The following is a 15,727-nucleotide window of genomic DNA, read 5'->3' on the forward strand; positions in this document are numbered from 1 at the left end:
GTAGTTAAGATTGTTGTATATGGTTTCCTGAGTTAAAGTTAAAGACAAAAAAGGGGGTAATTTATTTTCATGGAAAAAGGAAATCCACTTTTAAAAATTGATGGTATTAGTAAATCTTTTTATGGGACACAGGCCTTAAAAGATGTAAGCCTGGAGATTAGTTCTGGTGAGATTCATGCAATATGTGGTGAAAATGGTGCCGGAAAATCTACTTTGATGAACGTTATGACAGGGATTATACAGGCAGATTCTGGTGAAATGTATTTTGAAGGAGAAAAGCTGGTAGATTTGTCTCCCAGGTTATCTCAGGGAAAGGGAATTAGTATTGTTCATCAGGAGTTAAGTCTGTGTCAGCATATGAGTGTTGCTGAGAATATCTTTATGGGACGGGTTCCTACTAAAAAAAATGAAATCGTTGATTTTAAGAAAATGCGTCAGGATTCTGCTGGGATTTTAGAAAGATTGGCTACTGAGATTGACCCGGCAACAGCTGTCAGGGATTTGAGTCTATCTCAGCAGCAGATGGTTGAGATAGCTAAGGCATTATCGATTAATACTAAGATACTAATTCTGGATGAACCTACTTCTTCTTTAACAGATACAGAAGCCCAGACACTATTTAAAAACCTAAGACGTTTAAAAGAAGATGGTATTGCGATATTCTTTATCAGCCACCGCTTAAATGAAATTTTTGAGATCTGTGATACCTATACTGTTTTAAGGGATGGGGAATTAATAGAAAGTGGTTCTATAAAGGATGTTAGTCCTGATGATATTGTACGCTTAATGGTAGGGAGAGAATTAAGTAATGCCTATCCAGACAAGGGTACTACTGTGGGAAAGACTGTTTTGGAGGTTAAAAATATCTCTTGTGAGGACTTGTTCTCCAATATAAGTTTTTCTGTAAAAGAAAAAGAAATTTTGGGAATATTCGGATTGGTTGGGGCAGGCCGAAGTGAGGTGGCTAGAGCAATTTTTGGAATTGCTCCTATAGATGAAGGTGAATTAGTACTCTTTGATCAAGATATCACTTCCAGTGATGTAAATGAAAAAATTGCTGAAGGGCTAGTTTATATTACTGAAGATAGAAAGACCCAGGGGTTATTTTTAAATATGGATATACAGGCTAATATAATTGCAGCTGACCTTGAACAGGTTAGTAAAGGTAATCTTCTGGATAATAAATTAGAAAAAAGTTTAAGTAATAAATATGTGGAAGAGATGAATACTCGTTATAGTTCATTAAAGCAACCCGTTAAGAGCCTAAGTGGTGGTAATCAACAAAAGGTATTACTGGGAAAATGGTTAGCTGTTAACCCTAGAGTGATTATTCTGGATGAGCCTACCCGGGGTATAGATGTTGGAGCAAAATTTGAGATACACTCTAAACTCAGAGAACTATCAGAGAAGGGGCATGGCATAGTTGTTATTTCCTCTGAATTACCTGAAATATTAGGTATTAGTGATCGCATTTTAATAATGCATCAAGGAGAAATTGTGGGTGAACTCTCTGCAGAAGAGGCCACAGAGGAGAAAATCATGATGTATGCTTCTGGTAGAAAGAGAGAAAAAAACTAGAATAATAATTGGGAGGTATTAAAATGGAGAAGGCGAATCAGAGTCTATTTAAAAAAATTATATCTTTTAGAGAAACTTCATTAACTTTAATTATTTTATGTCTTATGCTTATCTTAACATTTGTTACCCCGGGTTTTTTAACCAAATATAATATTAATACTACATTAATTGGTTTATCAATGGATGGTATCATGGCTGTTGGTATGGTTCTGGTTTTGGTTTTAGGGGGGATTGATTTATCTGTTGGTTCTGTTATGGCTCTATCTAATGTTACAGCTGGTATTGTTGCTATGCACTATGGTTTAAATATCTGGCTTTCTGTTTTAATAGCGATGTTTATATCCATTCTAGCGGGTTTAACAATTGGAAAGCTGATAACCAAAATAAAACTAAATCCCTTTATCACGACTTTAAGTATGATGTCAATTGCCCGGGGTATAGCCTATATCTTTACTGAAGGGTCACCTGTTAGTTTGGGTGAAATTTCCGTGGTTTTTGATTGGATTGGTAGAGGGAAAATACTAGGCATACCTAACCCAGGTATAATTCTTTTGTTGATTGTTATTGTAATGGATTTTCTAATGAGGAAGTCTAAGACATTTCGGGAAATTTATTATATAGGTTCAAATGAACAGGCTGCTGCATTTTCAGGGATTAATGTTAATAAAAGGAAATTGATGGTTTATATATTGTGTTCCTTTTTATCTGGTTTAGCAGGGGTTATTACTCTGGCACGTTTTGGTGTTGCTACTCCAACTGCAGGTGTTGGGGCTGAACTTCGTGCAATTGCGGGTGCAGTTATTGGTGGTGCAAGCCTGAATGGTGGAGAAGGTACTGTTCTGGGGGCATTACTGGGAATAATACTAGTGGCCTTGGTAAATAATGCCCTGGTTTTATTAAATGTATCAGTTTACTGGCAGAGTCTTGTTACTGGCCTGGTATTACTAACAGCAGTTATCGTAGATATGAGGGTTCATAACAAGAAAAATTAGGTTAAGGTGATGTGTAACATCATTTTAATAAATAAAAAATGGAGGGATAGTATGAAAAAGTATCTATTTTTATTATTGACTGTAGCAGTATTAAGTGTTGGCTTTAGTGGGGTTGTTGCGGCAAGTCCGTTGCAGGGAAGTGAAGATGATGTCTATTATATGGTTACCTTTGTCTCTGGTATTGAATACTGGAAACCAGCTTTTAAAGGTATGGAAGCAGCAGCTAAAAACCTTGGTGTTACTGTAAAATATACTGGTGCCAATGATTATGATATTAATCAGCAAGTAACAGTATTAGAACAAGTTATTGCCAAAAAACCGGCTGGTATACTTTTGACATGTATTAATCCAGATGCCCTTAAAAGACCAATTAATGGGGCTATTGAGCAAGGGATTCCTGTGGTGACCTTTGATGCAGATTCACCAAAATCGGATCGTTATTCATTCCTGGCTACTTCAAACTATTCTGCTGGTGTAAAAGCTGCTAGATATCTGGCCGAATTAAATAATGAAAAGGGAGAAGTAGGACTGATAACAATTCCTGGTCAGTTAAATCATGAAGAAAGGGCTGCTGGATTTAAAGAAACTATTGCCAATGAATATCCTAATATGGAAGTAGCCTCTGTACAGGATGGCAAATCAGACCAGGCTGCTTCTGCTGCAGCTATGGGAGCTATGCTGCAGGCCCATCCTAATTTAGTAGGTGTCTTTACTACTGAGGCCTCTACTGGTGTTGGTGCGGCAACTGCTGTAAAAGAGGCTGACAAGGTTGGAGATGTTAACATTATTAGTTTTGATGTTGATAAGGGTACTCTGGATTTTGTAAAATCTGGTGTAATCGATGCAACAATTGCTCAGGGTACCTGGACAATGGGGTATTGGGGGGAAATGTTCCTTTTCCACCTGGCAAATGACCTTCTAACTCCAATTGATGGTGATTGGAAGACCGCCAAGGTTGCCCCACTACCTGCTTATGTAGATACTGGTGTTAGCATTGTAACAAAAGATAATGTTGAATACTTCTATGGTAAATAAAATATGATAGGAATAAGTTTACCACCAATAGGAGTATACTCTTATTGGTGGTAAACTTTTATTAAGTAATGTTTTGTAGATACTTTTATAATACTTAGTTTAGATGATATATCAGTTAAAAATTAATAAACAATGTAATTAATGGAGGTGTTTATTAAAGTGTTAGAAGAATTAAAAGAAATAGTATTAGAGGCAAATTTAGAATTAAAACGTAAAAACCTTGTTATTTATACCTGGGGAAATGTAAGTGGAATTAGTCGTGAAGATGGTTTGATTGTAATTAAACCCAGCGGAGTTGCTTATGATCAATTAACTGTCGATAAGATGGTAGTGGTTGACCTGGAGGGAAATATAGTAGAAGGCGATCTAAAACCATCTTCTGATACTGCTACTCATCTTGTTCTTTATAAAAATTTCAAAGAAATTGGCGGTGTTGTACATACCCATTCTCCAATGGCAACAAGTTGGGCGCAGTCGGGTCGCGATATACCCTGTTATGGAACAACCCATGCCGATTATTTTTATCAGGAAATCCCCTGTACAAGAATTATGACTGTCGAGGAAGTGGATAGTGCCTATGAAGTGTACACTGGTAAGGTTATAGTAGAAAGGTTTAGAGATAAAGATTATAATTATACACCGGGTGTTCTGGTGGCTGGCCATGGGCCTTTTACCTGGGGAATTGATCCGGATAATGCTGTTCATAATGGTGTAGTACTGGAAGAGGTAGCTAAAATGGCGCTTAATACTTTTCTCTTAAATAAAACTAGCAAAGGTGTGCCTGATTATGTAATGAATAAACATTTTTATCGAAAACATGGGAAAAATGCTTATTATGGACAATAATAGTTAAAATTTTGAATATTTAATATGAATCCTATAGTTATAAAGATTAATGAGTTTGACAAATTATTAATAAACAATTAAGGGGGAAGATAGATATGGTTAGTGTAGATAATTATGAAGTTTGGTTTGTAACAGGTAGCCAACACTTATATGGTGAAGAGACTTTGCATCAGGTTGCAGAACATAGTAAAAAGATAGTGGAGTTTTTTGATGAAGGGGATAGAATTCCAGTAAAAGTTATTTATAAACCAGTAATGACAAATGCAGAAGCAATCAGGGACCTTGTATTAGCAGCAAATGCTAAAAAATCTTGTATAGGTTTAATTACCTGGATGCATACCTTTTCTCCAGCGAGAATATGGATACCGGGTTTAACCCTGCTGCAGAAACCTTTTGTTCATCTTCATACCCAGTTTAATAGGGATATACCCTGGTCAGAGATTGATATGGACTTTATGAATCTTAATCAATCTGCCCATGGTGGTCGGGAATTTGGTTTTATGGCTTCAAGATTACGTAAAAATCGGAAGGTAGTTGTCGGCTACTGGCAGGATGACACTGTTGTTAAACAACTGTCTGATTGGAGTTTGGTTGCTGCTGCCTGGCAGGATAGTCAAGGTGCCAAGATAGCGCGTTTTGGTGATAATATGCGGCAGGTAGCTGTTACAGAAGGTGATAAAGTTGAAGCTGAGATAAAATTAGGTTATAATGTTAATGGTTATGCCCTTGGTGATCTTGCTGCATATGTGAATCAGGTACAGGAGCAGGAGATTAATGATTTGATTGAAGTATATAAGGAAGAGTATAACATTGTTGAAGAATTACTGGTAAATGGCCAGTATTATGATTCTTTGAGGGAAGCTGCCCGGATTGAAGTAGGTATGAGGGCTTTTCTAGAAGATGGTGATTTTAAGGGGTTTACCACTAATTTTGAAAACCTCTATGGTTTAAAACAATTACCGGGTCTAGCTGTGCAGCGATTGATGGCTGATGGTTATGGCTTTGGAGCTGAGGGTGACTGGAAGACTGCGGCCTTACTGCGGGCGATGAAGGTAATGGCTTTAGGGAAAGAAACTGCTTTTATGGAAAATTATACTTATAATCTGCAACCTGGCAATATGCAAGAACTGGGAGCTCATATGTTAGAGGTTTGTCCTTCTATTGCTGCAGCTAAACCTACCGTAGAAATACATCCTTTATCTATTGGTGATAAGGCCGATCCGGTAAGGTTAGTTTTTAATGTTGGTCCAGGAAAAGGTTTAAATGCTTCACTTATAGATATGGGTAATAGGTTCCGCCTTCTGGTGAATGAAGTAGAAGTAATTTCACCAGAACATGATCTACCGAAGTTGCCAGTAGCCAGAGCCGTCTGGAAACCGCTACCTAATTTGAGGACTGCAGCAGCTGCCTGGATTTTAGCAGGGGGGGCTCATCATTCTGGTTTTAGTAAGGTGGTAACGGCCGAGATGTTGGAAGATTATGCTGAAATAGCGGATATAGAATTTTTAGTGATTGACTCAGCTACCAAAATAAGAGATTTCAAGAAAGAGATCAAATGGAACGATATTTACTATAAAATAAGATGAATTTAAAGTTATGATTATTAGAAATATACTGGATGATTTTAGTTATGTTATTGTCTGGTATAATTAATAGAATAAGAGGTAAACTTTATTAACACCTCGCTTATATAGAGTTTCCCCATTTTTTAACTAAAATATAAAATTAATAGCTAAAATTATGGATAAATTGTCCTAAAAAGTGAAATGGCCTCCTGCTTTTGGTATAAATTTGTTTAACAACTCAAGAGGAGGCTATTTCCTCTATGATTAAATAGGCTAAACTTAAAATTCTACTAAATAGGGACTTGAAAATTAGTGACACTTACTATATAGTTATATTAAAATTGCAAAAATACTAAAAATACTTATGAATAATAATATACAGAAAATTTTACTTATTATATTAATGACTAGGAGGGTAAATTATGAGTCTTGAATTGAATGAAATTAGAAATGCCATTAATAATGGCCAAACAGCAATTGGGATTGAATTGGGTTCGACTCGTATTAAAACTGTTCTGATTGGTCCAGACAATACACCGCTTGCTTCTGGCAGTCATGATTGGGAAAATAATTATGTCAATAATGTTTGGACATACAGCTTAGAGGATATCTGGGAGGGTGTACAGAATAGTTATCAAGATATGGTCAGCAATGTTAAGGAGCAATTTGGAGTGTCCATCCAAACCACAGGGGCAATTGGTTTTAGTGGCATGATGCATGGTTATATGGTTTTTGATCAAAACGATAATCTTTTAACACCTTTTCGTACCTGGCGAAACAATATAACTGGCCAGGCTTCTGAGGAATTGACCAAGTTGTTTAATTATCCTATCCCACAAAGGTGGACTATCGCTCATCTTTATCAAGCTATCTTAAATAAGGAAGAACATGTCTCAGATATTAGCTATCTAACAACACTGGCTGGTTATATACATTGGAAATTAACCGGACAGAAAGTTTTGGGAATAGGTGAAGCTTCAGGATATTTTCCTATTGATTTAGAAACGAAGGATTTTAATTCAAAAATGATTGGACAGTTCAATCAACTCATCAGTCCCTTAAATCTCTCATGGCAATTGGAGGACATTCTGCCAAATGTTTTAGTGGCTGGCACCAAAGCTGGAAAATTGACAGTAGAAGGAGCACGGCTTCTAGATATTACTGGTGAGTTGCAGTCGGGTATTCCCCTATGTCCGCCTGAAGGTGATGCTGGTACGGGTATGGTGGCTACAAATAGTGTGTCTGTTCGTACTGGTAATGTATCTGCTGGAACATCTGTATTTGGAATGATTGTACTGGAAAGAGAATTATCGAAGGTATATTCAGAGATTGACCTGGTGACAACACCTGATGGTAAACTAGTGGCCATGTCTCATTCCAATAATTGTACATCTGACCTGGATGCATGGATAGGTCTCTTTGACGAGGCTGCTCAGGCACTGGGTCTTAACTGTGACAAGTCGAAGCTTTATGAAACTTTTTATAATATGGCATTAGAGGGTGATCCAGATTGTGGTGGTTTATTATCTTATGGCTATATTTCAGGTGAACATATGACTCACTTTGAAGAAGGACGTCCTTTGTTTGTACGTTCATCTAATAGTAATTTTAACTTGACTAATTTTATGAGAGTACATTTATTTACCGCCTTAGGTGCTTTGAAAACTGGCTTTAATATTCTTTTTAAGAAGGAATCAGTTCGGGTAGATCAAATCCTGGGTCATGGCGGTTTGTTTAAAACAAAGGGAGTAGGCCAGAAGATAATGGCTGCTGCCCTTAATGTCCCTGTAGCTGTTATGGAAACTGCTGGAGAGGGTGGAGCCTGGGGTATTGCTTTGCTTGGTTCTTATATGATTAATCGAGAAGAAAACGAATCATTGGTTGATTTCCTTAAAGAAAAGGTTTTTTCCGGGAAGATGGGAGAATCTATTACTCCTAATCCATCAGATGTTGCAGGTTTTAACGAATTCATGAAACGTTATAATCAAGGACTTGCTATTGAAAGAGCTGCAGTGGATAATCTGAAATAAGATTGTCAGAGTCAGTGGTAAATAAGTTTTTGCCATGGGTATTGGTGTTTAATTAATAATATAATGTATCGTGTTAACTCTTAATTGTTGATAACTAAGGGCTGTCTTAGAATTAAAAAACTGAGGCAGTTCAATTTTTTTAAAACGGAAAAAACAACACAAAGGACTTGTTTTTTGGAGATGATTTGTTATGGAGAAAAATGTAATTCTAGAAATAAATTCTTTGTCTTTTTATAACAATGATTGGACTAATCTTGAAGATGTTTTACTTAAAATATGTAAAGGAGAGATATTTGCATTAATAGGAGAAACTGGGTCTGGAAAAACAACACTAGTCAATATACTGGCAGGGATAATTAATGATTATGAAGGTAGACTTCTCTATAAAGATTATTTGCTTGTTGATGAGGTAAGAAAAAGGGAATTTGGATTTTTATTTGAGAATTCATCATTAATAAAGGAGTTAAGTGTAGCAGAAAATCTAGCTTTAATTAAATATCCTAGAAGGGGTATTTCTCCATTAATAAGTTGGAAAAAGGTTAATAAACAAGCCGCTAAGGCCTTTGATAAATTCGGTTTAGAAATTGAACACCATAAAACAATTGGCGATCTTATGCCTGAGAAACAAAAGCTGGTAGAAATAATTAAGCTAGTTTTGGCAGAACCAGAGATTTTAGTTTTACATGAACCTACTAATAATTTAAATGTTGATACAATTAATATCTTATATGATATAATAAATTATTATACGGAAAAAGGTGGAACAGTAATTTATGTGACCAGGCAATGGGAAGAAGCTCTAAAAGTTGCCGATAATATAGCTGTATTAACTAAAGGAAAGATTGCTGGGGTTTTAAATGTCGATGATGCTAAAAAAAATCCGCAGAAGTTGATTAATTTGTATCTTGGTAATTCCAGCAATCAAGAAGCTGAAAAAGATGATATGGGTGTAATTGATTCCATTTTTAAAGCTGCTGAATTTTTAGCGTCAGAATATGAATTGAAAGATATTTTGAATTTTTTTGCTGAGCGTGTTAGTGGAATTATGGGGGCAAATAGTTGTATTATCGATTTGATCGATGAAAAGGCGAAAACAGTTATTAATAGAGTGTTGTATAATCATAATAATTTACCACAGTTAAAATTAGATAAAAAGATTGAAATTATAAAAAATAACAAATTGTTTTATTTGACTGAACGGGATAAAGAATTTAAGTCTTTTTTTGAAGATGATCCAGTAGAAACCAAAACCTTAATTTGTGCACCGGTATTGATGCGTTCTCAACTGGCTGGAATAATAGAACTTTATTATGAGAATATTTTTGTATATTCTGAAAAAGAATGGAAATACTTATCTACTCTGGCACGGCAAGCAGGAATTGCTGTAGAGGATACAAGATTGATGGGACGTTCAGCTCTTTTAAAGGAAAGTCATCATAGGATAAAAAACAATTTACAATCTATTATTAGTTTGATATCTATTCAAAGGAATTAGTGGAGGTAATCAACAAAAGGTGGTACTGGCAAAATGGTTAGGAACTGATTGCAAGATACTAATATTTGATGAACCTACTCGTGGTATTGCTTTGTATAAACCCTGTTGAAGAAGATGCTATTAAAAAGATTAAAGAGATGACTGATGGTTATGGTTGTGATGTTTATATTGAAGCTACAGGTTCACCTGTTGGTGTAACACAGGGTTTAGAGATGATTAGAAAATTAGGTCGTTTTGTTCAATTTAGTGTTTTTGGCAAGGAAACTACCACTGACTGGAGTGTGATTGGTGATAGGAAAGAACTTGATATTAGAGGTTCTCATTTGGGTCCATACACTTATCCAGTAGTTATTGATTTATTTGAAAGAGGTCTTCTTTCCGCTGAGGGTATTGTCACAACTACCTATCCTGTTGAGGATTTTGCAGAAGCCCTGGCTAAAGCACAGGAAAAAGACTCAATTAAAGTATTATTAAAACCATAGTTTAGCTTTTTAAGTTTTGAACGATGGTGTAGATGTCCTGGTAGCTACTATTAGTGCTGGGGCTTTTACTATGTCAGGAATAATATGAAAGCAATTAATAGAATTAATTAAAACTAATCTATGATTATACTGTGAAAAGTTTTTAAATATAAATTTAGGATTACTATTATATTAGGAATCTTAAGTTAAAATGCTTGTAATTTGATAGTTTTCGCAGTATAATCATGAAAGATATATAATCATTATTTTTGAGGTGGTATTATAAATGTCATATAAAATGGTGGCAATAGACCTGGATGGAACATTATTAAGTAATCGTAATATTATTACTAAAAAAAATGAAACGATTATCAAAGAACTTAAGAAGAGAGGGATATTGTTTACTATAGCCAGTGGTAGACCCTATCAATCAGTTGAACCATATGCTAAACAGTTAAAGATCGAGCTGCCATTAATTACAACGAATGGTGCTTTGGTAAAATATCTGACTGGTGATACAATTTATGAATTACTTGTTGCTAAAGACTATGTTAATAAATTAGTAGATTTTGGATTAAAAAATAATCTTGGTGTTGTTCTTTATTATAAAGATAAATTTGAGACATTTAATAAAAGTACGGCCGAAAAACAATGGCAATTAGAGAAAATAGAAGTGGAAGTTATTAAAGAATATGATAAGATTAAAGACCCACTCAAAATTGTTTATTGTGGTAATGAAGAAAAAATAAATCAAGTATATTCGGAAGTAAATTTATTATTTAAAAAAGATTTATATATTACCCAATCAGATAAAATATATTTGGAGTTTATGAACAGTTCTGTTTCCAAAGGGATTGCTCTAAAGAAAATTATGGAAAGGTATAATTTTAAGAGAGAAGAAGTTATAGCTATTGGTAATAATCATAATGATCTATCAATGTTTGAAGAGGCTGGTACAGCCGTAGCTATGGGGAATTCTCCTTTTGAAATAAAGAAGATGGCAGATTTGATTACTGATTCAAATAATGATAACGGGGTTTTTAATATATTACATAAATTATTTTTCTAAATGGGAACCTAGGTTCAGTGAAAGAAAAACAAAAATGAATAAACCAGCAGCACAACTGCTAGAAGATTTATTATAATTCTGGTATATTATTATTGAATTTTCAATAATAATATGAAATAATATAACTAAGAATAGAATATAGACTTGATCAGGTGTCCAGTAAATACTGGATGAAAAGGGAAAGCGGTTAGATTCCGCTGCAGCCCCCGCTACTGTATTTGGGATTTTCGACTAATTTGCCACTGGCAACGGGAAGGCGGTCGAAAAGATGACCATGAGCCAGGAGACCTGCCTGTTAAAGGAGTAATTTCCTCCGGAGGGGAGGTAGATTTATTTCTTTATATAGAGTTTTAGTATAATTCTATATGTATTGATTATGAGTAATTAACCCCCTTTTCCGGTCTGGAAAGGGGGTTTAATTTTTGATATCAGTATAAGTATTAATAAAATATGTAATTATGTATAAGACGTTTGAAATGAAAGGAGATTTTTGATATGAATAAAGGGATAAATTTAGCACTTATTTTTTTAGTAATTTTTTTACTTATCACAGGGCAGCCCCTGATGGCAGATGAAGGACAGGATGAATTATTTGTTTTAGATGATATCGTGGTAACTGCTTCAAAATATTCTGAAAAGCTGTCAGATACGACTGTAAGTATGGATATTCTCACTCAGGAAGATATTCAAGAAAAAAATGCTCAGAATGTGGCTGAACTATTAAGGGATCTTTCAGGAATATATATATCAGATTACGGTGGGGTTGCTGGTCAGAAATTGATTAGTATCAGGGGTTCGGAAAATAATCAGGTACTGGTGTTAATTGATGGACAGGTGATTAATAGCAGTCAGAATGGGCAAATAGATTTAAGCCAACTACCAGTTGAGCAAATTGAAAGGATTGAGGTTTTAAAAGGCCCTGCCTCTGCTTTATATGGGGCTAATGCCCTGGGAGGGGTAGTTAATATTATTACTAAGGGAGGTAGTAGAAAGCCCATCACTGAATTTAAGGTAAGATATGGGTCATTTGAAACCCAGCAGACGGCTTTTAGCCACCGTGGTAATACAGGTAGAGTTGGCTATAATATAACAGCAGTTAAAAAAGATTCAGATGGTGATAGGGAGAACAGCAGCTTAGAGCAGATGGTGTTTTTTTCAAGGTTTGATATTGAGATGGATCAATATAATGATATTATTATTTCATTTCAATATAATGATAGTGACAAGGGTGTTCCTGGTCCCCAAACATCTCCGAGTCCAAATGCTGAACAGGATGATCAGGATACCAACATAAATCTTAAATGGAGACAGAATAAGGAAGCCTATGATACAAATCTATTAATTTATCATAATAAACATGAACAGGTCTATGATAATCCAGATGAATGGGGTTATACAGAGGCAAGTAAACATAATACAGCTAGAACTGGAATAGAATTCAACAGAACTGATTACTTTAAATTACATAATCTAACATATGGTATAGAATTTAAAAGGAACAAAATAGATAGTAATGAAAATGGTCAGCATGATAATCTAAATCAGGCCTTATTTGTCCAGGACAAGTGGCAGGTAATAGAGCCACTGGAGATTAGTATTGGTACCCGTTTTGATGACCATGAAGTATTTGGGTCTGAATTTAGCCCAAGATTTGGGGCTGTATATTCAATTAATGATGATCTCAATGTATTTGTTTCAGCTGCTAAAGCTTATCGCACTCCTACATTTAATGATCTCTACTGGCCGGCAGATGCCTATACAGAGGGCAATCCTGACCTTGAACCAGAAACTGCTCTAGCCTATGAAACAGGAATTAGGTATTTTAAACAAGATATGAAACTTGAGTTGAATTATTTTACTAGAGATGTTGAGGATCTGATTAACTGGGCTGCAGGGACTGATTATATTTTCAGACCTTACAATGTTGATGAAGCTCGTACTAAAGGTACTGAATTAATGTTTAGCAAACGATATAATATGGGAGTGACTGTTGGTTTTAATTATACTTATCTAGATTCCCGGGATAAGGAGACAGATGATAGATTAGCCCCCATTCATAATGCTAACCTGGATTTAAGCTATAAAAAGGGGGATATAAGTAGCAGTCTGATCTGCCGTAGTGTAAAGGACAGACCTGATGAACTAGATGATTATACAGTAGTTGATGTAAAGTTAGCCAAGGTTTTTTTCTTTGATGAAGGGGAAAGTGAGCTGTATTTTAAGGTAAATAATTTATTAAATAATAAGGATTATGAAGTCCGTGAGGGGTATCCTATGCCAGAACGCAATTATACTCTGGGACTTAGTACAAAATTTTAGGCTGTGTTTGAAAAAGGGTAAAAGTTAAAGACCTGAATCAGGGGTGATAATTATGAGTTTCAAAGGAAATTTAAATAGGTTTATTAGCAGGGCATTCACCCCTGTAAGGGTCTCTTTTGTACTGGCAGGTATATTGCATCTCCTTTTACTGAGCTCTATAAGTGGATTATTTGCTTTTAATGATCTTCCGGAGGAGGAAACATTATCACCAGTTAAACTGAACTTTAGAGTGGTTCAAACACCCTCTGAAGAGAAAGAAGCAGAAAAAACAGGTGAACTACCCCCTGTTGAACAGCTTGTTGCCAATAGTGAGGTGGTAGAGGAAAGGAAGACTGTAAGCACCCAGCAAGGTATTGAAGGAGTAGGGAATAATCAAAAACCATCTGTAGAGGAAGTTGACAGGGAAACTGAGGTAGAAAATATTGTTCAGGAGATTGAAAATGAACCTGAAGATGATGAAAAAGATATTGATCAAGGCCAAGAAGAGTCACTAAAAGATAATATTAAAGATGACAATAAAGATAGTAGGGATGATAGTATAGAAAAGTTCAGTAATGCTGATAGTATAGCAAAAGAGAGGGATGAGCAGAGCCTAGAAGTAGAGAACATCAATAATTCAATAGATCAATTTCCACCTGGGATTGGGAGACCCTGGGATGAAAGTAATCAGGAAATAGAAGTCAGTAGAAAAGAAAAACAACCTGAAGAGAGTAGAAATGTCCAGAAGGATGAAATTAAGTCCATTGATAAGCCAGGAGAAAATCAGGAATTCATTTTAACTAATGAGGAGATAGATAGTACTAATAAAGTGACAGCAGAGCAGGGTGGCGATGACCTGACTAAAAATAAGGGTTTTTCTTATAAGCAGGAAGCTGGAGCCGGCAGTGAAGGTGATAAAAATAAAGTTAAGCAGAAAGATATTGAAGAAACTGGTGATGGTGAAATAATTGATTTAACATCTGGCAAGACAGCTGAGGGGGTTGTCTTACCTAAGCTCAGCAATTATAAAAAACCGGTTTACCCGGAAGATATGAGAAAAAGAGGGATTGAAGGTAGGGTAATTCTGGAAATGATGATTAGTAATCAAGGAAAGGTAGTAAAAGTAGAAGTGAAGGATTCTTCGGGATATAAGAATTTTGATGAATCAGCTAAAGATGTTGTCAAGGAATGGTTGTTTACGCCGGCTGGCAGAGGGGGAGAAAATCTGGCCTGCCGGGTATTAGTACCAGTTGAATTCAGATTAAATTAATGGGGTGATCATGTGGAGTATTTACTCAGCAGAGGTGGTATTATCATCTACCCTTTGTTAATATCTTCTCTAGTAGCGCTGACAATTATTATTGAAAGATTTTATCAGTTTATCAGGATTCCCAGACAGTTACCTGACAAGCTGATGGAAGTGATAAAAGAAAACATTGCTTTAAAGAAATATAAGGAGGCAGCTAGTTTGTGTGAGGGTAAGGGGCCGACTGCTAGGATTCTGAAGCGAGGTATTATTAATGCCCATAAAGACCCAGAAGATATTGAGAAATTAATGGAAGAGCTTAAATGGGATGAGTTTCCGCGCCTGGAAAAACACTTAGAGGGGTTGAATTTTGTTGGTAAGATAAGTCCATCATTAGGGTTGTTGGGTACAGTAACAGGGATGATCAAGACATTTCAGGCCCTATCTTTAAATGGTGAGCCTCAGCAGTTAGCAGCTGGCATTTCTGAAGCCTTAATTACTACTGCAGTGGGGTTGATCATTTCTATTCCTACTCTTGCTGCTTATTATTATTTTATTAATAAAATTAAACAGATGATAAACCATACTGAGAAGAGGGAGATAGAGCTTCTTAATTTTATTTCTGAGCATAGGATAGTAAATGATACTGAGATATACTCTGTAGGGAGGGAAAGAAGTGAAGTACAGGCTTGATAAACCTCAAATCAACCTTAATCTTGCTCCGATGATAGATGTTGTCTTTCTTTTATTAATCTTTTTTATCACTGCTTCAAGTCTTAGAGTGAGTGAGGTAGAAACAAATATAAATCTTGCAGAAACAGGGGTTGAAAAAGAAAGCAGAGATAGTACTATTGTAATTGCTGTTACAGAAGAAGGAAAGATTTATGTCGGTGAAAAAGAGCTGGAGATAAATGAATTAGAGGGGTTCTTAAAACTGTCTTTAGAAGAACACAATAGTGAGGTATCTGTTTATGCTGACAGGGAAGTTGCCTTTCAGGAGGTAGTCAGGGTAATGGATATTGTAAAGAAATCAGGGGTTGAGAATCTGAGTTTTGTGCTCAACAGGAAAGATAAAGATTAATATGACTACAAAGGATATCTATCAACTCAAT

The 15,727-nt window shown here is 35.6% G+C and carries 12 protein-coding genes, 2 pseudogenes and 1 riboswitch; all 14 genes and pseudogenes read left to right on the forward strand.

What is annotated here, in order from left to right; translation table 11 throughout:
• The first annotated feature begins 69 nt into the window (after positions 1-69).
• The 14 genes and pseudogenes from GM661_RS06190 to GM661_RS06250 all read left to right on the forward strand — a co-directional run bounded on the left by GM661_RS06190 (position 70) and on the right by GM661_RS06250 (position 15,696).
• On the forward strand, positions 70-1,578 hold the full coding sequence (locus GM661_RS06190; protein ID WP_230869228.1) for a sugar ABC transporter ATP-binding protein: 1,509 nt from the start codon (positions 70-72) through the stop codon (positions 1,576-1,578).
• Between the two features lie 23 nt (positions 1,579-1,601).
• Positions 1,602-2,570, forward strand: coding sequence for an ABC transporter permease (locus GM661_RS06195; RefSeq protein WP_125989194.1), 969 nt, complete (start codon positions 1,602-1,604; stop codon positions 2,568-2,570).
• 51 nt (positions 2,571-2,621) lie between these two features.
• Positions 2,622-3,605, forward strand: coding sequence for a substrate-binding domain-containing protein (locus tag GM661_RS06200; protein WP_230869229.1), 984 nt, complete (start codon positions 2,622-2,624; stop codon positions 3,603-3,605).
• 159 nt (positions 3,606-3,764) lie between these two features.
• Complete coding sequence (locus tag GM661_RS06205) at positions 3,765-4,451, forward strand: L-ribulose-5-phosphate 4-epimerase (RefSeq protein ID WP_230869230.1); 687 nt, start codon at positions 3,765-3,767, stop codon at positions 4,449-4,451.
• 95 nt (positions 4,452-4,546) lie between these two features.
• A complete protein-coding gene (gene araA, locus GM661_RS06210) occupies positions 4,547-6,037 on the forward strand; it encodes an L-arabinose isomerase (RefSeq protein ID WP_230869231.1) in 1,491 nt (496 codons plus the stop codon).
• 401 nt (positions 6,038-6,438) lie between these two features.
• On the forward strand, positions 6,439-8,046 hold the full coding sequence (locus tag GM661_RS06215; protein ID WP_230869232.1) for a xylulokinase: 1,608 nt from the start codon (positions 6,439-6,441) through the stop codon (positions 8,044-8,046).
• Between the two features lie 190 nt (positions 8,047-8,236).
• Positions 8,237-9,541 (forward strand): ATP-binding cassette domain-containing protein, encoded by a 1,305-nt coding sequence (locus GM661_RS06220; RefSeq protein ID WP_230869233.1) that lies wholly within the window; start codon positions 8,237-8,239, stop codon positions 9,539-9,541.
• A pseudogene (locus GM661_RS19115) lies at positions 9,525-9,629 on the forward strand (ATP-binding cassette domain-containing protein); the annotation flags it as partial. The gene GM661_RS06220 and the pseudogene GM661_RS19115, both read left to right, overlap by 17 nt.
• A gap of 7 nt (positions 9,630-9,636) precedes the next feature.
• A pseudogene (locus GM661_RS06225) lies at positions 9,637-10,023 on the forward strand (zinc-binding dehydrogenase); the annotation flags it as partial.
• A gap of 265 nt (positions 10,024-10,288) precedes the next feature.
• A complete protein-coding gene (locus GM661_RS06230) occupies positions 10,289-11,071 on the forward strand; it encodes a Cof-type HAD-IIB family hydrolase (RefSeq protein ID WP_230869234.1) in 783 nt (260 codons plus the stop codon).
• A 133-nt stretch (positions 11,072-11,204) separates the two neighbouring features.
• Positions 11,205-11,381: riboswitch (cobalamin riboswitch) on the forward strand.
• A gap of 185 nt (positions 11,382-11,566) precedes the next feature.
• Complete coding sequence (locus tag GM661_RS06235; protein ID WP_230869235.1) at positions 11,567-13,390, forward strand: TonB-dependent receptor plug domain-containing protein; 1,824 nt, start codon at positions 11,567-11,569, stop codon at positions 13,388-13,390.
• A gap of 52 nt (positions 13,391-13,442) precedes the next feature.
• On the forward strand, positions 13,443-14,639 hold the full coding sequence (locus GM661_RS06240) for an energy transducer TonB (RefSeq protein ID WP_230869236.1): 1,197 nt from the start codon (positions 13,443-13,445) through the stop codon (positions 14,637-14,639).
• A 12-nt stretch (positions 14,640-14,651) separates the two neighbouring features.
• Positions 14,652-15,308, forward strand: coding sequence for a MotA/TolQ/ExbB proton channel family protein (locus GM661_RS06245; protein WP_230869237.1), 657 nt, complete (start codon positions 14,652-14,654; stop codon positions 15,306-15,308).
• Entirely contained in the window at positions 15,292-15,696 is a 405-nt protein-coding gene (locus GM661_RS06250; RefSeq protein ID WP_230869238.1) for an ExbD/TolR family protein, read from the forward strand. Before GM661_RS06245 ends, GM661_RS06250 begins: the two co-directional genes overlap by 17 nt.
• The last annotated feature ends 31 nt before the right edge of the window (positions 15,697-15,727 follow it).

This window comes from Iocasia fonsfrigidae (genome assembly GCF_017751145.1).
GTDB classification, from domain to species: Bacteria; Bacillota; Halanaerobiia; order Halanaerobiales; family DTU029; genus Iocasia; species Iocasia fonsfrigidae.

What these genes read in the sequence shown, in the direction of transcription:
- GM661_RS06190 (WP_230869228.1), top strand. Translation starts at nt 70, where the DNA reads ATGGAAAAAGGAAATCCACTTTTAAAAATTGATGGTATTAGTAAATCT.
- GM661_RS06195 (WP_125989194.1), top strand. Translation starts at nt 1,602, where the DNA reads ATGGAGAAGGCGAATCAGAGTCTATTTAAAAAAATTATATCTTTTAGA.
- GM661_RS06200 (WP_230869229.1), top strand. Translation starts at nt 2,622, where the DNA reads ATGAAAAAGTATCTATTTTTATTATTGACTGTAGCAGTATTAAGTGTT.
- araA (WP_230869231.1), top strand. Translation starts at nt 4,547, where the DNA reads ATGGTTAGTGTAGATAATTATGAAGTTTGGTTTGTAACAGGTAGCCAA.
- GM661_RS06215 (WP_230869232.1), top strand. Translation starts at nt 6,439, where the DNA reads ATGAGTCTTGAATTGAATGAAATTAGAAATGCCATTAATAATGGCCAA.
- GM661_RS06220 (WP_230869233.1), top strand. Translation starts at nt 8,237, where the DNA reads ATGGAGAAAAATGTAATTCTAGAAATAAATTCTTTGTCTTTTTATAAC.
- GM661_RS06230 (WP_230869234.1), top strand. Translation starts at nt 10,289, where the DNA reads ATGTCATATAAAATGGTGGCAATAGACCTGGATGGAACATTATTAAGT.
- GM661_RS06235 (WP_230869235.1), top strand. Translation starts at nt 11,567, where the DNA reads ATGAATAAAGGGATAAATTTAGCACTTATTTTTTTAGTAATTTTTTTA.
- GM661_RS06240 (WP_230869236.1), top strand. Translation starts at nt 13,443, where the DNA reads ATGAGTTTCAAAGGAAATTTAAATAGGTTTATTAGCAGGGCATTCACC.